At 72.7% G+C, this 17,479-nt stretch carries 14 protein-coding genes and 2 pseudogenes; 10 read left to right on the top strand and 6 right to left on the bottom strand.

Going from position 1 to position 17,479, the window contains the following annotated elements:
- The first annotated feature begins 59 nt into the window (after positions 1-59).
- Positions 60-1,316, top strand: coding sequence for a GAF domain-containing protein (locus AB0P24_RS12550; RefSeq protein WP_365793008.1), 1,257 nt, complete (start codon positions 60-62; stop codon positions 1,314-1,316).
- Between the two features lie 96 nt (positions 1,317-1,412).
- Entirely contained in the window at positions 1,413-2,936 is a 1,524-nt protein-coding gene (locus tag AB0P24_RS12555; RefSeq protein WP_365793010.1) for an aldehyde dehydrogenase family protein, read from the top strand.
- Positions 2,937-3,098: 162 nt separating this feature from the next.
- Here the strand turns inward: AB0P24_RS12555 and AB0P24_RS12560 are convergent, their stop codons facing one another.
- Positions 3,099-3,476 (bottom strand): hypothetical protein, encoded by a 378-nt coding sequence (locus AB0P24_RS12560; RefSeq protein WP_365793130.1) that lies wholly within the window; start codon positions 3,474-3,476, stop codon positions 3,099-3,101.
- A gap of 23 nt (positions 3,477-3,499) precedes the next feature.
- Between AB0P24_RS12560 and AB0P24_RS12565 the strand changes: the two are divergent.
- A pseudogene (locus AB0P24_RS12565) lies at positions 3,500-4,755 on the top strand (Tn3 family transposase); the annotation flags it as partial.
- Positions 4,756-4,876: 121 nt separating this feature from the next.
- Here AB0P24_RS12565 and AB0P24_RS12570 read toward each other — a convergent pair.
- Positions 4,877-5,482 (bottom strand): helix-turn-helix domain-containing protein, encoded by a 606-nt coding sequence (locus AB0P24_RS12570; protein ID WP_365793012.1) that lies wholly within the window; start codon positions 5,480-5,482, stop codon positions 4,877-4,879.
- Positions 5,483-5,626: 144 nt separating this feature from the next.
- Between AB0P24_RS12570 and AB0P24_RS12575 the strand changes: the two genes are divergently transcribed.
- The 3 genes from AB0P24_RS12575 (at position 5,627) to AB0P24_RS12585 (ending at position 7,609) form a co-directional block, all read left to right on the top strand.
- Entirely contained in the window at positions 5,627-6,613 is a 987-nt protein-coding gene (locus tag AB0P24_RS12575) for an alpha/beta hydrolase (protein ID WP_365793014.1), read from the top strand.
- A 287-nt stretch (positions 6,614-6,900) separates the two neighbouring features.
- The gene (locus tag AB0P24_RS12580) at positions 6,901-7,227 is read left to right on the top strand and encodes a recombinase family protein (protein WP_365793016.1); all 327 of its coding nucleotides are present in this window, start codon (positions 6,901-6,903) and stop codon (positions 7,225-7,227) included.
- A gap of 4 nt (positions 7,228-7,231) precedes the next feature.
- A complete protein-coding gene (locus AB0P24_RS12585; protein ID WP_365793018.1) occupies positions 7,232-7,609 on the top strand; it encodes a recombinase family protein in 378 nt (125 codons plus the stop codon).
- A gap of 151 nt (positions 7,610-7,760) precedes the next feature.
- On the opposite strand, the gene AB0P24_RS12590 is transcribed toward AB0P24_RS12585, so the two are convergent.
- Complete coding sequence (locus tag AB0P24_RS12590; RefSeq protein ID WP_365793020.1) at positions 7,761-8,459, bottom strand: SDR family NAD(P)-dependent oxidoreductase; 699 nt, start codon at positions 8,457-8,459, stop codon at positions 7,761-7,763.
- A 105-nt stretch (positions 8,460-8,564) separates the two neighbouring features.
- On the opposite strand from AB0P24_RS12590, the gene AB0P24_RS12595 reads away from it, so the two are divergent.
- The 4 genes and pseudogenes from AB0P24_RS12595 to AB0P24_RS12610 all read left to right on the top strand — a co-directional run.
- Complete coding sequence (locus tag AB0P24_RS12595; protein ID WP_365793022.1) at positions 8,565-9,443, top strand: helix-turn-helix transcriptional regulator; 879 nt, start codon at positions 8,565-8,567, stop codon at positions 9,441-9,443.
- Between the two features lie 14 nt (positions 9,444-9,457).
- A complete protein-coding gene (locus tag AB0P24_RS12600) occupies positions 9,458-9,673 on the top strand; it encodes a hypothetical protein (RefSeq protein ID WP_365793024.1) in 216 nt (71 codons plus the stop codon).
- Between the two features lie 72 nt (positions 9,674-9,745).
- Positions 9,746-10,567: a transposase family protein gene (locus AB0P24_RS12605; protein WP_365793026.1), complete on the top strand. Its 822-nt coding sequence runs from the start codon at positions 9,746-9,748 to the stop codon at positions 10,565-10,567.
- A pseudogene (locus AB0P24_RS12610) lies at positions 10,513-10,746 on the top strand (winged helix-turn-helix domain-containing protein); the annotation flags it as partial. The gene AB0P24_RS12605 and the pseudogene AB0P24_RS12610, both read left to right, overlap by 55 nt.
- Before the next feature lie 68 nt (positions 10,747-10,814).
- On the opposite strand, the gene AB0P24_RS12615 reads toward AB0P24_RS12610, so the two are convergent.
- From AB0P24_RS12615 to AB0P24_RS12625, 3 genes are all read right to left on the bottom strand, one after another.
- Entirely contained in the window at positions 10,815-13,721 is a 2,907-nt protein-coding gene (locus tag AB0P24_RS12615; RefSeq protein WP_365793028.1) for an AAA family ATPase, read from the bottom strand.
- Between the two features lie 70 nt (positions 13,722-13,791).
- Positions 13,792-13,998: a hypothetical protein gene (locus tag AB0P24_RS12620; protein WP_365793030.1), complete on the bottom strand. Its 207-nt coding sequence runs from the start codon at positions 13,996-13,998 to the stop codon at positions 13,792-13,794.
- 127 nt (positions 13,999-14,125) lie between these two features.
- Entirely contained in the window at positions 14,126-17,281 is a 3,156-nt protein-coding gene (locus tag AB0P24_RS12625) for a type 2 lanthipeptide synthetase LanM family protein (protein ID WP_365793032.1), read from the bottom strand.
- Positions 17,282-17,479 lie beyond the last annotated feature (198 nt).

A 17,479-nucleotide genomic window follows, 5' to 3' on the forward strand; every position in this document is an offset into this window, starting at 1 on the left:
GTCGGCGCGAACACCCCGCATGACGATGTCCTCAGCCGCATCGCCGTCGGGAGGCCGAGTTGACCGATCCCTGGGTGGCCCTGGAGCCGGGGTCCGACCCTGCCGAGCGCGTCCGGGCGCTGCGCCGGGCGCACGAGACGTTCACCACGGCGGGCACGGTGCCGCGCCCGGTGCGGTCCGTGGTGGCCGAGTCGTGGCGGCGTTCCGCGCGGGCCGGGGTGGGCCCGGACGGCACGGCACGCGTGGAGCTGACGGACGGTGACCTCGGGGCGTATCGGGCGGAGCATCCGCTGGCCCGGGTGATGCCGCTGATCAGGGAGCTGATGGGCACGTTCGCGGCGGACGGCGAGCACCTGCTGGCGGTGTGCGACGCGGACGGCAGGCTGCTGTGGGTCGAGGGCCATCCGGCGACCCGGCGCCGGGCGGACCGGATGAACTTCGTGCCGGGCGCGCGCTGGTCGGAGACCGCGGTCGGCACCAACGCGCCGGGGACGGCGGTGGCCGTGGACCGGCCGGTGCAGGTGTTCGCGGCGGAGCACTTCATCCGCCGGGTGCAGCCGTGGACGTGCGCGGCGGCGCCGGTGCACGATCCGCGCACCGGGCGGGTGCTGGGTGCCGTCGACATCACCGGCGGCGACCGGCTGGCGCATCCGCACAGCCTGGGCTTCGTCCAGGCGGTGGCGCGCGCCGCGGAGTCGCAGCTGGCGCTGCTGGATCCGCCGGTGCCCGCCGCCGAGGCGCCCGCGCTGGCGGCGCTCGGCCGTGACGAGGCCGAGCTCCGGCTGGACGGCCGCCGACTGCGGCTCGGCCGCCGGCACAGCGAGCTGCTGGTGCTGCTGTCCCGTCATCCGGAGGGGCTGACCGGCGACGAGCTGCTGTGCGCGCTGTACGAGGACGAGTCGGTGACGCCGGTGACGCTGCGGGCGGAACTGGTGCGGCTGCGCCGGCTGCTGGGCCCGGGGCTGCTCGCCTCCCGGCCGTACCGGCTGACCGCGCCGGTCGAGTCGGACGTGACCGTGGTGGAGCGGCGGCTGGAGGCGGGGGCGGTGGCGGCGGCCGCGCGGGCGTACTCCGGACCCCTGCTGCCCGGCTCGCAGGCGCCCGCGGTCGTACGGCTCAGGCAGCGGCTGGCGGACGGGCTGCGGGCCGCGCTGGTGGCGGGCCATGACCCGGACCTGCTGTCGGAGTGGGCGCACGCGCCGTGGGGCGAGGACGACGTCGAGGTGTGGCGGGCGCTGGCGGCGGTGCGGCCGACGGCGGTCGTACGGTCCCGGCTGGCGGCCCTGGAGGCGGAGCTCGCGGCGCCGGCCGGCTGACCCGCGGCGCAACGTGATCGCAACGTCCGCTCCCCTAGCCTCCGCGCCGGGAGCTGCCCGACGGCGGGCAGCTCATCTGCAAGGAGGCAGGCCACCATGACCCGTTACGCGGCGCCCGGCACCGAGGGCGCGATCGTCTCCTACCAGGCGCGCTACGACCACTTCATCGGCGGCGAGTACGTGCCACCGGCCCGGGGGCAGTACTTCGAGAACCCGTCGCCGGTGAACGGTCTGCCCTTCACCGAGGTGGCGCGGGGCACCGCGGAGGACGTGGAGCGGGCGCTGGACGCGGCGCACGCGGCGGCGCCGGGCTGGGGCCGCAGGTCGGTGACGGAGCGCTCCGACATCCTGCTCAAGATCGCCGACCGGATGGAGGCCCACCTCGAACCGCTCGCGGTCGCCGAGAGCTGGGAGAACGGCAAGCCGGTACGGGAGACGCTGGCCGCCGACATCCCCCTGGCGATCGACCACTTCCGGTACTTCGCGGGGGCGATCCGCGCGCAGGAGGGTTCGCTGGGCGAGGTCGACGACGACACGGTGGCGTACCACTTCCACGAGCCGCTCGGCGTCGTCGCGCAGATCATCCCGTGGAACTTCCCCATCCTGATGGCGACCTGGAAGCTGGCGCCGGCCCTCGCGGCCGGGAACGCGGTCGTCATCAAGCCGGCCGAGCAGACCCCGGCCTCCATCCACTACTGGATGAGCCTGATCGCGGACCTCCTGCCGCCGGGTGTGGTGAACATCGTCAACGGTTTCGGGGTGGAGGCGGGCAAGCCGCTGGCGTCGAGCCCCCGGGTGGCGAAGGTCGCCTTCACCGGTGAGACCACCACGGGGCGGCTGATCATGCAGTACGCCTCGGAGAACATCAAGCCGGTCACGCTCGAACTGGGCGGCAAGTCCCCGAACATCTTCTTCGACGACGTCTGGGCGCACGACGACGACTTCCGCGACAAGGCCCTTGAGGGGTTCACGATGTTCGCGCTCAACCAGGGCGAGGTCTGCACCTGCCCGTCCCGGGCGCTCGTCCAGCGCGGGAACTACGCCGAGTTCATGGAGGCGGCGGTCGCCCGTACCCGTCTGATCAAGCCGGGTCACCCGCTCGACACCGACACGATGATCGGCGCCCAGGCCTCCAACGACCAGTTGGAGAAGATCCTCTCCTACCTGGACGTCGGCCGGCAGGAGGGGGCGAAGGTCCTCACGGGTGGGGAGCGCATCGAGTACGACGGCGAGCTGAAGGGCGGCTACTACGTCCAGCCGACCATCTTCGAGGGTGACAACCGGATGCGGATCTTCCAGGAGGAGATCTTCGGCCCGGTGGTCTCGGTGACGTCCTTCGACGACTTCGACGACGCGATCAAGATGGCCAACGACACGCTGTACGGACTCGGTGCGGGCGTGTGGACCCGCGACATCAACACCGCGTACCGCGCGGGCCGCTCGATCCAGGCGGGCAGGGTGTGGACCAACTGCTACCACGCGTACCCCGCGCACGCGGCGTTCGGCGGCTACAAGCAGTCGGGGATCGGCCGTGAGACGCACAAGATGATGCTGGAGCACTACCAGCAGACCAAGAATCTTCTGGTGTCGTACTCGCCGAAGAAGCTGGGCTTCTTCTAGACACATGCGAAAAGGCGCCTGACCTGGGTTTTCACCCGTCAGGCGCCCTTCGCGCAAGCCGCCCTCGATCGAACCCGGCTTGCGCGCCAGCTCGCAATTCCTCCCACGACTGCACCCCTCCTGACCAGTGCTTCCGGACCAGTCACGGACCAAACCCCCGGTTCAGCCCTCGGGTACGTCACCTTGACTGACGCGCTGCCACTCGTTCATGGACTGCTCGATGAGACGATTCGCCTGCTCTCGAAGGCCGTCAAGGAACTTGGCGTGGTGGCGAAAGAGAACCTCGATGCTCTGGCCGGCGCGGCGGGCGCACTCGGCCGGGTCCACTCCGGAGTAGAGCCAGAACGAGATCCCGGCGTGCCGGAGATCGTAAGGCCGCTTGGCCAGGCGAGAAGTGCGCTCAGTACGGGTCAGGGCGTATTCCCGGGCCCGCGCCCACGTGATGCCATAGGCGGCAGCGTCCACGTAGGTGCCAGCCTGGTTCCGGAAAAGTCGACCGTCAGGTGCCACGTCGAACCGGTTCACATGGGCACGCAGCATGCGTACGGACTGCGGCGGGAACGGACCTGGACGTCGGTGCCCTGTGGGCGGCGGTGGAGGAGGCCGTGCCGCGTACGGCGGTGTCCGGGGCGGTCGCGACCGTGGGGGCTCTGGTGCCGGAGGACGACGGGTCGGCCGGGGCGGCCATGCGGGAGAAGCTGGCCCTGCGCTACGACACGGTCCGGCCCTTCCTGTCCCTGCTGGTGAGTCGGACGCGCTCGGCGCGGCCCCGGCCGGGCGCCAGGTGCTCGCCGCAGTACGCCGGCTGCCCGCGCTGTCGCGGCGGCGGGTCAAGGACCGGCCGCTGCTGCCCCGCGAGGTCGACGCCGAACTCGTGCCGGCGATGTGGAGGCGGGCGGTGTTCTCCAACTCGAAGCTGCCGCAGGGCGCGGTCGACCGTGACGCATACGTGGTGTGTGTGCTGGAGCAGCTGGACCACGCGCTCGACCGGCGGGACGTGTTCGCCTCGCCGTCGAACCGGTGGGCGGACCCGCGCGCGAGGCTGCTGGACGGGCCGCGGCGGGAGGCGATGAAGGCGGACGTGCTGGCGGGCCTGTCCCTGTCCGAGGACGCCGCCGAGCACCTGGACCGGCTGATCCGGGCCCTGGATGCCGCGTGGCGGCAGACGGCCGACCGGCTGGAAGAGGCCGAAGACGACGCGAAGGTGGAGGTCGTCGTCCCCGAGGGCGGCGGCAGGGCCAAGTTGTCGGTGGACAAGCTCGGCGCGGTGGGTGAGCCGGAGTCGCTGACCTGGCTGAAGAACACCACGGAGGCGATGCTCCCCCGGATCGAGCTGCCGGACCTGCTGTTCGAGGTCCATTCCTGGACCGGGTTCCTCGGCGCCTTCAGCCACGTCTCCGAGCGGCGCACCCGCATGGAGGGCCTGCTCGTCTCCCTGGTCGCGCTGCTGGTCTCGCAGAGCTGCAACATCGGCCTGACCCCGGTCATCGACACGGAGAACAAGGCACTGACCCGCTCGCGCCTGTCCCATGTCGACCAGAACTACGTGCGCGCCGATATCCTCGCCGCGGCGATCGCCGCGCTGATCGCCGCGCAGTCCCGCATCGAGCTGGCCCAGAGGTGGGGCGGCGGACTGCTCGCCTCCGTCGACGGCCTGCGGTTCGTCGTCCCCGCCAAGAGCGTCAACACCGGCCCTTCGCCCGAGTATTGCGGTTACAAACGCGGCGTGACCTGGCTCAATGCGGTAAACGACCAGGTGGCGGGGATCGGCGCGATGGTGGTGCGCGGCACGCCGCGCGACAGCCGGTACACGCTGGACACCCAGCGGCCCCGGCCAGGGCCTGCGCCCCTTCCGCGACCCCGACGCCGCTGAGGACGACGAGGAAGAGGCCTGACATCCCGGGCGTGTCCAGGACGTCAGGCCGTTCGTTCGCTGCTTGCTACCGGGCCCTGGGGCCGGGGGCGGGCGGGGTGCGCGGTCGCAGGCGCTCTCCCTGCGGCCCGAACATGATCAGGTACTCGACCGGGCCGCCGAGGCCGGCGTTCACCACCCCATGCGGGGTGCGGGTGTCGAACTCAGCGACGTCCCCGGCAGTCAGGACGAGGTCCTGGTCGCCGAGTGCGAGCCACAGCCGCCCGTACAGGACGCACAGCCATTCCCAGCCGTCGTGGGAGACCTGCCGGGGCCGCGCGGGCGGCTCCTGGACGGCGGGGAGGACGTGTTTGTGGGCGTGCAGGCCCCCGACGTACCGGGTCAGCGGCAGCACCGCCTTGTCGTCGCCCAAACGCTGGAGCGCGGAGGTGCGGGGCTCGGCGGCGGGGGCGGTGCCGGTCAGCTCGTCCAGGGAGACGCCGTACTCCTTCGCCAACTGCAACACCGCTTCCAGGGTGGGCTTGCGTCGGCTGGTCTCGATCCGCGACAGCGTGCTCGGGGAGATGCCGGTCGCGCAGCTGACGCCGGTGAGCGTGGAGCCGCGGTGTTCGCGCGCGGCCCGCAGCCGGGGGCCCATCGCCGCCAGCGTGTCGGCCACGTCGTCGCCTGTCACCCGCTCTGCCCCCTTCCGGACGTGCCGCTCCACCATCCTGTCCTGCAAGTTTGCCAGAGTGGCAAGGGTAATCGCGTCGGACGGTCGTCGCGCCGCATGATCGATGCGTACCTGCATCCACCCGCGAACCGAGGAGAAGCCCCCATGCAGCCCGAGCCGTCCGCCGCACTCCGCCACCGCACCGTCGAGGCCCCGGCCGGGCGCCTGCACCTGGTCGAGCAGGGCACCGGCCCGCTGGTCCTGCTCGTGCACGGCTTCCCCGAGTCCTGGTACTCCTGGCGCCGCCAGCTCCCGGCCCTCGCCGCGGCCGGCTACCGGGCGGTGGCGATCGACGTGCGCGGCTACGGTCGCTCCTCCAAGCCTGCGGCGACCGACGCCTACCGGATGCTGGACCTGGTGGAGGACAACGTCGCCCTCGTGCACGCCCTCGGCGAGGAGAACGCGGTGGTCGTCGGCCACGACTGGGGCTCCAACATCGCCGCCACCTCCGCCCTGCTCCACCCCGAGGTCTTCCGGGCCGTCGCCCTGCTGAGCGTCCCGTACGCGCCACCCGGCGGCCCCCGCCCCACCGACATCTTCGGTCAGATCGGCGGCCCCGAGCAGGAGTTCTACGTCTCCTACTTCCAGGAGCCCGGCCGGGCCGAGACGGAGATCGAGCCTGACGTGCGGGGCTGGCTCGCGGGCTTCTACGCCGCCCTGTCCGCCGACACCATGCCCGCCCAGGGCGAGCCCGACCCGCACTTCGTCGCCCACGACGGCCAGCTGCGTGACCGTTTTCCCGCCGGCATCCTCCCGGTCTGGCTGACCGAGGACGACCTCGACGTCTACGCCGGAGAGTTCGAGCGCACGGGTCTGACCGGCGCCCTCAACCGCTACCGCAACGTGGACCGCGACTGGGAAGACCTCGCCCCCCACCGCGGCGCCCCGATCAAGCAGCCGTCCCTGTTCATCGGCGGCGCCCTGGACGCCTCCACCACCTGGATGTCCGACGCTATCGACGCCTTCCCCACCACCCTCCCCGGCCTGACCGCCTCCCACCTCGTAGAGGGCTGCGGCCACTGGATCCAGCAGGAACGCCCCGAGGAGATCAACCGTCTGCTGACCGGCTGGCTCAACACCCTCACGGGCTGAACCGTCAGGCGCGGCCGGGGCTTCTGTACACGGAACAGTTCGGCCCGCGTACCCAAGCGCGGCGGCTACGGCCGGGTGCTGCGTGATTCTCACAAATGATCAGTTGCGAGAGTCCCGCGAACGCCCCGGAGCCGCTCACGAATCCGCAGGTCGCCGTTCGCAGAACCGACTGTCCGAAGTGCGAAGCCCCGGCGGGCAGCGCCTGCCGCACTCGGAGCGGGAAGTGCGTAACGAAGTACCACACCGCCCGCTTCATCCTCGTCCCCGCGCTCCGCGAGGAACTGGAGGTGACCGTCCCCGAGGACCGCGGCCCGGGGCGGCCGTGGAAGGCGGGCCCACCCGTCGAAGCTCCACCGGCCGCCGCGACGGCCAAGCCGATCCGGATCGGGTACGCCCGCTGTTCGACCGCCCAGCAGGAACTCGCCTCCCAACTCACCGCACTCGAACCGGTCTGCAAGCAGATCTTCTCCGAGAAGATCTCCACCCGGATCACGACGCGGCCGGAGCTGGAGAAGGCGCTGAAGCTCGCGTACGACATCAAGGAGGCAGCCCCCGACCAGGAGGTGATCCTCACCGTCCGCGAACTCAACGTGCCTCGCCCGCAACGCCGCTGAGCTGATGACCCTCTCCGGCCGGCTTCAGGACGCCGGCGTCCAGCTCGAACTCGTCACCGGCCCGCTCACCGGCATCTACGACCCCGACGGCATGGGAGCGATGTTCTTCGCCGTGCTCGCCGTCGCCGCCCAACTCGACCGCAACTACATCCGGGAGAAGACCCTGGAGGGCCAGCAGACCGCCGCTGCCAAGGGCAACCACGGCGGACGACCCAAGGTCATCGACGACGACATGCTCACCTTCGCCGTCGCGCTGAAGAACAAGGGTGTCCCTGTCCCCGACATCGCGAAAAAGCTGACGATCAAGGCGGGCAGGAACGCGGGACGCCACCCGTCGGTCGCCTCTCTGTACCGGGCGCTTCGCCGGTCAGCAGCCAGGTGAAGCTTGCTGCCCGCCTCTGGAGCACTGAAGGAGAGCGGATTTCTGCCGGAGATTCCGCCGACGCCAGTAGCAGCGGCAGTTCTCCCGCCCAACCGGTCTCGATGTTCTGCCCGTTCTGTTCTTCAGGGCCGGTGACCCGGCACCGCCGGTGTCAGGACCAGGCGATCTCGCCATGGCGGTCGATGAAGCGTCCGGTGCCGGCGCCGGGCTCCTCGGTGGCGAGGGCGACGATCGCGTCCGTGCCCTCGGTGAGGGTCTGGGAGCCGCTGTGGCCGTTTATGTCGGTCGCGGTGTAGCCGGGGTCGGCGGCGTTGACGCGAATGCCCTTGAGCCCCTTGGCGTACTGCGTGGTCAACATCGTCAGCGCCGCCTTCGAGGAGGCGTACAGCGGCGCGACGACGTGCGACTCGGACCGGCCGGGGTCGTGGGTGAAGGCGAGGGAGCCCATGCCACTGCTGACGTTGATGATCACGGGGTCGTCCGAGCGGCGCAGCAGCGGCAGGAACGCGGTGGTGGTGCGGACGGCGCCGATGACGTTGACGTCGAGGACGGCGCGGGCGTCCGCGGCGGTGAGGTCGCCGGGATCACCGAAGGGTCCCTGTACCCCCGCGTTGTTGATCAGGACGTCGATCCTGCCCTCGTGCTCGGCGACGTCCGCGGCGGCGGCGGCCACGGACGCGTCGTCGGTCACGTCGACGGGGACGAAGCGTGCGCCCAGCGCGGCGGCTGCCTCCTCACCCCGCTCACGGTCGCGGGCTCCCAGGAGAACGGTGTGACCGCACGCGATGAGGCGGCGGGCGGTCTCGCGGCCGATGCCCTTGTTGGCTCCGGTGATGAAAGTGATCGTCATGCCTTCGATGGTTGCCTGGACGAGGGAACTGGACCAGGGACGCTTCGGCGGTGGGAAGACCAGTACCACCCTTGCGCCCCCGCATGTGATCGGGGATGCAGGAGGATGAAGAGCATGACGACGACACCCCCCGGGGCCGGACTGGGCGCGGCGATCCGCACGTGGCGGAACCGGCTGCCCCCGTCGGCCGCCGGGCTGCCGGTCGTCCGCAAGCGCCGGGCTGTCGGGCTGCGGCGCGAGGAACTGGCCGATCTGGCCGGAGTGTCGGTCGACTACGTCGTGCGCCTGGAGCAGGGGCGGGCCACGACACCCTCGGCGTCGGTGGTGGCGTCCCTGGCGCGCGCCCTCCAGCTGTCCACCGCCGAGCGGGACCACCTCTACCGCCTGGCCCAGATCGTGCCGCCGGCGGACGGCACGATCTGCGACCATCTCCCGCCCGGTATGCAACGAGTGCTCGTCCGCCTCGGAGACGTACCGGTTGCCGTGTTCGCGGCGGACTGGCAACTGGTGTGGTGGAACCACGGGTGGGCCGCCCTGCTGGGCGACCCCTTGGCCTCGCCGCCGCGGATGCGCAACTTCGCCCGCGACAGGTTCCCGGTGGGCGCCGATCACACCCCCCTCGCGCTGTGGCCGGTCACCGATACGGACCCCGCCACCGCCGACGCCGCCCTCGTCTCCGACCTGCGCCGCGCCACCGGCCGCTTCCCCCGGGACAGTCGCCTGGCCGCGCTGGTCCGCGACCTGAACGCAGGCAACGAGAGGTTCGCCGAGTTGTGGGCGAAGGGAGCGGTGACCGCGAACCGCGAGGTCCGCAAGACGGTCGACCACCCGTCGGTGGGCCCCGTCACGGTGGACTGCGATGTCCTGACCGACGGCGACACCGAGCTCAAGATCGTCATCATGACCGCCGCGCCGGGCAGCGAGGACGAGACCAAACTCCAGCTCACCACCGTCGTCGGCCCACCGGCCGGCACGCGCAACTGATCCGCACGTCAGGCGTGGAGGAGAGCACACTCCCGCCGGACTACCAGCGCATTCTCGCCGCCGTGCGGCAAGCCGCCGGACCGGTCATGGCCCGGCACGTCGGGGACACGCCAGGAATCGACGTCAGCGTGCGGGCCAAGCTGGAACCGCCGCGCGGGAAGCTGGTCAGACTCGTCGATCGCGGCTGGCTGCGCAAACTACCCGACGGCCGGTTCACCACCTGCCTGTGACCAGGCACGCCAGCGCCCGGAGCGATGGGGTGCGGGCGTAACCGGGGTGGCCCCGGCGGCCGTTGGAACTGTGTGACGAGAACCAGAGAACGCGCCGAGGACACTTGCCCGCTTGATTACAAGTGCCGTCTGCCGCTGTCCACGCGCACCGTCAACCACCTCGCCGATCTACTGCGACGCCATCTGAAGGCGATACGGTCCAGGTGGCGGATCCTGCCGCCCGGGAGGATCACGGTGATCGTCCTGGCCGTGCTGCACCACGACCAGCGCCTGGCCGGCATGGCCGGCGGCAACAACGTGTCCGAGTCCACCGTCCGCCGCTGGCGCGACGAGCTGATCACCCTCCTCGCCCCGCAGGCTCCGCGCCTGGACCGCGCCCTGAAGAAGATCGCCAAGCAGGGCGGGGAGGTAGTCCTGATCGACGGCACCCTCATCCCCACCCTGCGCCGCGCAGGAAAAGCCGACCGACGAAACTACTCTGGTAAACACCGCCATCACGGCCTGCACTTCCTCGCCCTGACCGACGAGAAAGGCGGCCTGATCTGGATATCCGCCGCCCGGTCCGGCCGCACCCACGACAACACCGCCGCCCGCCACGAACACATTCTGGCCCACCTGCGCGCCGCCGGTCTCGGCGCACTGGCGGACCTCGGCTTCCGCGGCCTGGACAACGACGTACGCGGCCCCGTGATCGTCACCGGCTTCACAGCCACCGCGCTCACAATCTCACCCCGGCCAGAAGACCGCCAACCGCGTCCTCGCCACCGGACACGCACCCGTCGAACACGGACTCGCCCACCTCAAGAACTGACGGGCCCTCATCAAACTCCGCACCGGAGGAGGGCGGTCCGCGTGCTCTGCGGTCGCAGGGGCCGGCGTCGCTGCCCGGGCTGAGCGAGAAGCAGTCAGCGCAGCTGGAGGCGGAGCTGGCCAAGGGGCCGACCGCGCACGGCTGGGAGGACCAGCGCTGGACCCTGGGCCGGATCAAGACCGTGATCGGCCGGCGCTTCCACCTGACCTACACCGTCCAGGGTGTGCGCAGGCTCCTGGTGCGCGACGGCTGGTCCTGCCAGGACCAAGAACATTCTTTGTTCTTACAGCCCTCGGAAACTCGGGTTCTTCCAGAGCCCGCAGCCTGACGTCAGGACTGCTCCGCCGCCAGGGCGCACAGCTGTGAGCGGTTGGGCAGCCCGGTCTTGGCGATCAGGCTGGCGACGTGTTTCTCGACGGTGCGCGGCGATATGTAGAGCCGGGCGGCGATGTCCTTGTTGCTGGGGCGGTCGGCGAGCAGCCGGAAGATCTCGTACTCGCGGACCGTCATGCCCTTCATGCGCAGTTCCGGTGGAATCCGGTCGCTGCCGGTGCGGTGCTGGCGCACCGGTGCGCCGATCGCGCGCAGCAGGGTCCGGCAGGCGCCGACCACCGCGGTGGCGGAGGTCTCGCGGAAGTGGTGCTCGGCTTCCCGCAGCCATCTCTCCGGTTCGCCCCAGCTCAGCGCGTGCGCCTCCTCCGCGATCAGCCGCTGCCCGAGATGGCGGGCGGTGGGGTAGGGCGCGCCCGTGGTCTCGGCGAGGAGTGCCGCGTGTCCGGCCGCCTCGGGCCGGCCCTCGCGGCCGAGCAGGACGGCCTCGGCCAGCAGGAGGAAGTACCGGTTCCAACGCATCCGGCCCGCGGCGCTGGCGGCCAGCCGGTCGAGCTGACCACGGTCGGCCCGGTCGTCCAGGAGGTCGAGCAGCAGCGCGAGGCCGTGCCGTCCGCTCAGGTGGAAGGTGGTCGGGTTCTCGGCCTCCAGCGCCTTGAGGTCGGCCATGGTCCGGGCCGCCTGGTCCCGGTTCTCCTCCAAGAGGGCACAGAAGACCTGGGCCAGACCGAGGGCCAGCGGCTCCTCCAGCGAGCCGCGCCCTCCCCAGCGTCCGAAGTCGGCCAGGGCCTCCTCCATGGCGGTACGGTCGCCCTGGTGAGCCGCCAGCACCGAGCGGGCCATCAGCAGGTATCGGGCCACCGACGTCAGCTTCAGGCGGGCTGCCATGGTCAGCGTCTCGTCGCCGAGCGCCCGGGCCTCGGTGAACCGGCCGCGCAGCACATCGTGAAGGGTGAGGATGCCGTCGATGCCGTAGACGACGGTGACCGCACCCAGCCGCCGGGCCTCCGTGCGGGCCTCCTCGAGGGTGGCGGTACTGCCGTCGTCCAGCCACCGGATGCCGCCGAGCCGGGTGAGCGCGTACATCCGCTGGAGCGGCAGACTGTGCCGTTCTGCGGTGCTCATGGCCTGTTCCAGGTAGGTACTGGCCTCCGAAAGGTCACGTTCGCGGGCGACCACGGCGAGGAGTTCCCACGCCTGGCAGACGACCAGGGGCAGGCCCTCCCGCTCGGCGGTGCCGAGCGCGGCGCGGGCCAGCCGCTCGGCCCGCTGGGTGCGGTCCTGTCCCGGCGTGTCGAGGCACAGGTACGCCTCCACCACGTCGGTCAGCGCGGTGTGCGCCTCGTCCGGCGCCGTCGCCAGCAGCGCGCGAGCCCGTTCGATCTGATTGTTGCCGTCGGCCCAGCGGCCGGCCATGTACGCCACGTGCGCGAGGCGGGTGTGCAGGGCCGCCAGCCGGGCCGCGCCCAGACCGGCTCCGACGAGTTCACGCAGGGTTCCGGTGAGGCTGAGCGCGCGGGTCAGGTCCCCGGTCTCCGCGAGCGCGGGCAGCAGCGCTTCCAGGACCTCGGCGCGGGCGACGGAATCCCCGCCTTCCGCCAGCAGCCGCTCGGCGCGGTCGAGCAACGCGACCGCGGATCCCACCGCGCCGTCGGCGAGGGCACGGCGCCCGGCCTCGGCGAACAGCCGGCCGCCCCGGACGGGGTCACCGGCGTCGGCGCGCAGGGTCGCCGCCAGCGGGCACCAGTCGCCCGGCAGACCGGGGTTGAGGGTCTCGATCGCGTTCGCGGCCTGCTCGGACAGGGCCACTCGGGCGGCCGGGGTGAGCTGCGCGAGCAGCGCTTCGGCGGTCAGCGGATGCTGGAAGGCGTACCAGTCGGGGGCGGGTTCGTCGGCCGCGACCAGCCGGGCCGCCACACTCGCGTGCAGGTGGCTGAGCAGGCTCCGGTCGTCGACGCCGGTCATCGCCTGGAGCACCGACAGGGGGAACCGCCGGCCCAGCACGGCCGCGGCGCTGAGCACGGTCCGCCCCTGCGGGCCGAGCTGGTCGATGCGGTGAATGGCGCCCTCCAGCAGCGCCCTGGGCATGTTGCGGCGGAGGTCGCCGACCACCCGCCAGGCGGCGCCCTCGCGGACGAGCGAGCCGCCGGCGACCGCGCCCTGGAGAAGTTCCTCGACCAGGAACGGGATGCCCGCGCTGTCCTGCCACATCTGGACGAGCACCTCGGCGGGCAGCTGGCCGGGATCGGTTTCCAGGCAGGAGGCGATCATCCGGCCGACCCCGTCGGCGTCCAACGGTGCCAGCCGGAACACCGTCGCGCTGCGACGGCGCCCGGCGGACTCGGCGAGGCTCAGCGCCTCGCCGGGATCGGACCTGATGGTCGCCGCCAGCATGAGCGGCTGCTGTTCGAGGTTGTCCACCAGGTACTCGACGACGGCGAGGGTCTCGGTGTCGGCGTCGTGCAGATCCTCCAGCACCAGCAGGCAGCCGCTCTCACGGCCGGCATGCGCGAGCACCCGCAGGACCGCTTCGGCGAGCACCACCGTCGATCCCTGGTCGGGGGAGCCGGTGCTCCAGCCCGGGATGAGCCGGCCGAGCACCGGGCGGTACGGTCCGAGGCTCGCCTCGTCCGGTGTCACCCCGCCGCGGGAGAGCGGCATCAGGGCCTCGGTGAGAGGCCGGAGCGGCACCATCGGTCCGATGGTGCTGCTCCGGCCCTTCAGGACCCGGACGCCGGCGTCCAGCGCCGATCCGATCAGCTCGGCGACCAGCCGCGACTTGCCGATTCCCCCCTCTCCGACCAGAAACGCCGTGCCTCCGCGTGACCGGTTCAGATCCCGCAACGATTCGCCGAGCTCGGTGACTTCGGCCTCACGACCAATGAGATGAGCTGCCCGCAGACGCATACCTCCGGATGGTAGCCACTCGCTCACGAAGGTCACACACCTGCTCGAACCGGCCGGGAGTGACGTCAGGTCAGGCGGGCACCGACACGGTGGTGATGGTGGCGGAGCCGAGGCCGACCACCACGCCGCTGCCGAGGGTCATTCCGGCAAGCGCCCGGGTCCGGGCGCACGCCCCGTTCCAGCGGACCAGCCGGATCTCGCCGGCCGGGTCGGTGGCCGTCGCGGACGCGCCCGTGGCCTCGCCGTGGACGGTACCGTTCTGCGGGAAGCTGGACATGGTTCTTCCTTTCGGTGGACATCGATCCGACGTGGGATCGCGCTGTTGATGAACTGTTCGTATTTCCGAAAAGGTTCTCGTGGTGCTCGCGGCGCGGGCACCGGTTCGGACGGCGGTTCGAGGGCACTCAGCCCCGTCCGCCGCCCTGGGCGGGGCCGAGCAGCAGGACCGAGGGCACGGTGTCGGCGAAGCCCAGCCGGAGCAGGGCGTAGCCGATGCCCGACAGCCCGGTGAGCAGTCCGGGCGTCGGTACGCGCCCAGGTGTCCCGCAACAGGGCCCCCAGGCGTGGAGCAGTCCGAGGACCAGGCCGATCCGGCCGGTCAGGCTGCTTCGCGCCTCGGCGTGGCCACACCCGGCGAGGGCGGCCACCGCTTCCGCGATGCCCAGCTCGCCGTGGCACAGGCTGAGGTCGGCCACCGGCGGGTGCTCGGTGAGCCTGCGGCTCGCGTCCCGGGCCGGACCGTTCTCCGGCTGCGGGCAGAGCCCGGCGTCGGCCGCCGCCAGTAGGACGCCCGCGGTGCCGCAGCACCAGCCCGCGTCGAGCCGGTCCGCCGCCGCGAGCGCGGTGGTCAGCCGGGTGCGTCCGGCCGCCTCGGTCCGCGCGCCCATTGGACCGCCGGCGAACCGGGCGTGCCGGGCGAGCGCCCAGCCGATCCCGGCCTCGCCGAAGGCGAAGCCGAAGCTCTCCGGTGCCCCGTCACCGGGCCGGCCGGCCGGCGCGAGCCCCAGCAGCCGTTCGGCGATCCGGTCGGCGAGGTCGGCGGCCTGTGGCAGCCCGCGCTCGCGGTACACCGCGAGCAGGGCGGCGAGCGCTCCGGCCAGGCCGGCCGACACGCCCGGTGGGGTGTCGTCGCCGAGCGCCGCCAGCGCCAAGGCGTCCAGCGCCGTCGGCAGGCACCCGGCGAGGTCGTCGTCAACCAGGGTGGCCACCCGTGCGAGCGCGTAGCAGACCCCGCCCAGGCCTTCGAAGCCGCCCGGGCCCACGGCCCGGCTCAGGGCCGGGTCGGCGGCCATCGCGGCGACGAGTTCGGGCACCGGGGCGAGCGCCGCCCGGGCCAGCTCGGTGTGCCGGGCGGAGCCGGTGAGCGCGCCGAGCTGGGCCAGGAACAGGGCCACTCCGCTGTATCCCTGGGCCAGCCCGGCGCCCATGGGCAGCACCGTCCAGCGGTCGTCGACCGCCTCCAGGCCGATCCAGTTGGCCCGGCCGTGTCCGCCGACGGCCCGGCCGGCGATCTCGTCGGCGATCCCGCAGGCGGCGGCCAGCAGTGCGGAGGGTTCCGGCAGGACGGCGGGAGCCGGACTGGCCCGGCGGCTCACCCGGTGGTGGCGTCCGGCGGCGCACGGCTCCGCGGACGCCAGGGTGGCCGAGATGATCCACTCCTGGGCACGGCGGTCGACGGTGCTCATGGCGGCGAGCTTCGCCCGTGAGGAGGCGAGACCGGAGGTGTCCAGGACGCCGCTCACCGGGCTCCCGTCCGAGGCGAAGACCTCCGGTGAGCCGGGCCGGTGGAAGAAGACGGGGACGTCGCCGTCCCACAGGTCGGCGATCTCGTACTCGATCAGGGCCTGGCGGGCCGGGTCGCCGTCCGAATCGGCCCACAGCACCGCGAACATGGCATCCCGGTCGAGCCCGTCGCGCAGCACCTGCGGATGGGTCGCCTCCTCCAGCAGGGTGGCGTACAGCGGCGTCGGCCGGAGCACGAGCCGACCGACCGCGTCCCCGCCGGCGCCCAGCGGCCCGGCCGGGCCGGACAGTTCGTCGCGGTGCCGGACGACGGCGTCGTACCCGGTGCGGAATCCCGCCAGGACCGCGGCCACCCGGTCGGCGCTGCCGGGCCCGGCCGCGGCGCTGTAGGGCCGGTTCAGCGCGCCGGTGAACGGCGCCGGGCGGCGCACCATGCGCATCGCGTCCGTGCCGGCGTCCTCCCAGACCATCCGGGTATCGGGGGACTCCCCGCCCGGTGCGCCGCCCAGCGCGGAGACGTCGACCGCGCCCAGCTCTCCCACCAGGAGCTGCGGCAGCAGGCAGGTGCGGTGCACCGAGGAGGCGTGTGCCCCGGCGGCCGGATCCGGCCGGGTGGTCCCGCCCTCCCGCAGGACGGGGTGCAGCAGCGTCTCGACATCGACGAGCACGGGCTGGTCGCCGTGCGCGAGGACGTTCTCGTAGTGCAGGTCCACCCCTTCGAGGGTGTAGGCCAGCGCGATCAGCAGACCCTGCCGACGGTGGAACCGGTCGATCTCGGCCAGCGAACGGCACGTCCGGTGGTCGATGTACTCCACCCACCCGTAGCCGTCGCCGGCCACCCAGCGCGGGGTGCGCAGCCCCAGGCCCGGGACTTTGGCGTCCAGCCAGCCGGCCATCCTGTCCAGCAGGGCGTGCTGGTCGACCGGCCGCGGCTTGTAGACCGCGCTGCCGGCGGCGAACCGGAGCACCGCCACCGACCTCCCCTGCTGGTGCAGGTCCCCGAGTCCCAGCTCGACGCCGACCAGCGGGCCCGGGTCCCGCCCGCCGAACAGCTCGTCGGCGAGCTCCTGCCGGTCGGCGGCGAGCCGCGCCAGCAGTTCGGCGCCGGACCGGGCGGTGTGCCGGCAGGTCAGGGCCAGCAGACGGGCGAGCACCGGGTATCCGGCGAACAGCCGGGCGAGACCCGCCCGAGTGCCGGCCCGGCCGGCGAAGTCGGCGAACCGGGCGGCCGAGGTGGAGCCGGACAGGTCGCCCGTGGTCCGCGCGGCGGCCAGCTCGACGACCAGGGTCCGGGCGGCCGTTCTGGCAAGTCGCCGTACCAGCCAGTCCGCGTAGTCCCCGGCGAACACCGCCGTCTCGCCGGGGTCGGCACCGTCCGCTCCGGCCTGTTCGGTCAACTCGGCGACGGCCGCCGTCACCAGCGGGCGCAGTACCGGTTCGAAGACCGCCGCTCCGTCCGCCGGGTCGGCGGGCGCGGTCACCGCGGCCCCGCGGACCTCCGCGGGGGTCTCGGGGGCTGCCGCGAGCGCCCCTTCGACGAACGCCGCCCACTGCGGCTTGGCGAGTCGGCCGGCCAGGCGGGCCGGAGGTTCGGCGGCGAGTGCCGCCACCAGCCGGGTGTCGGCGCCCAGTCGGGCCGAGCGGACGGACTCGCAGGCCAACTCGACCGGCGAGCGGGTGCGCAGCCCGGCGGCCGGGGCCGCCGGTGTCGGCGCCGGCGGGTGCGGGGCCGACAGGCGCTCACGCAGTGTCGCGGCCGGTGCCCACCAGGAGGGGGTCGCCTCCGTGGCGGGACGGGCGGTGTCGGTTCTGGTCACGTCCGTCACCCTTCCAGCGGGGTCGCCCGCCCGTACAGGGGAGCAGTACCCCCACATTCCGCGGCGGACTACCCAGTTGACGCCGCCGCCGGACCCCCTTTCCCGCCGCCGGGCGGGTCGGCGGGAGCGGTGGGCGGCGACGACGGCGCCGCGGCCGGGGCGAGCGGGCCCCGGCGGGCCGGGCCCCGGCCGGCGGCG

The organism is Streptomyces sp. NPDC086519 (assembly GCF_040686075.1).
GTDB lineage: Bacteria > Actinomycetota > Actinomycetes > Streptomycetales > Streptomycetaceae > Streptomyces > Streptomyces shenzhenensis.

Coding starts and splice junctions, on each gene's coding strand:
- AB0P24_RS12575 (WP_365793014.1), top strand. CDS start 5,627: ATGCAGCCCGAGCCGTCCGCCGCACTCCGCCACCGCACCGTCGAGGCC.
- AB0P24_RS12585 (WP_365793018.1), top strand. CDS start 7,232: ATGACCCTCTCCGGCCGGCTTCAGGACGCCGGCGTCCAGCTCGAACTC.
- AB0P24_RS12615 (WP_365793028.1), bottom strand. CDS start 13,721: ATGCGTCTGCGGGCAGCTCATCTCATTGGTCGTGAGGCCGAAGTCACC.
- AB0P24_RS12560 (WP_365793130.1), bottom strand. CDS start 3,476: ATGCTGCGTGCCCATGTGAACCGGTTCGACGTGGCACCTGACGGTCGA.
- AB0P24_RS12555 (WP_365793010.1), top strand. CDS start 1,413: ATGACCCGTTACGCGGCGCCCGGCACCGAGGGCGCGATCGTCTCCTAC.
- AB0P24_RS12590 (WP_365793020.1), bottom strand. CDS start 8,459: ATGACGATCACTTTCATCACCGGAGCCAACAAGGGCATCGGCCGCGAG.
- AB0P24_RS12595 (WP_365793022.1), top strand. CDS start 8,565: ATGAAGAGCATGACGACGACACCCCCCGGGGCCGGACTGGGCGCGGCG.
- AB0P24_RS12620 (WP_365793030.1), bottom strand. CDS start 13,998: ATGTCCAGCTTCCCGCAGAACGGTACCGTCCACGGCGAGGCCACGGGC.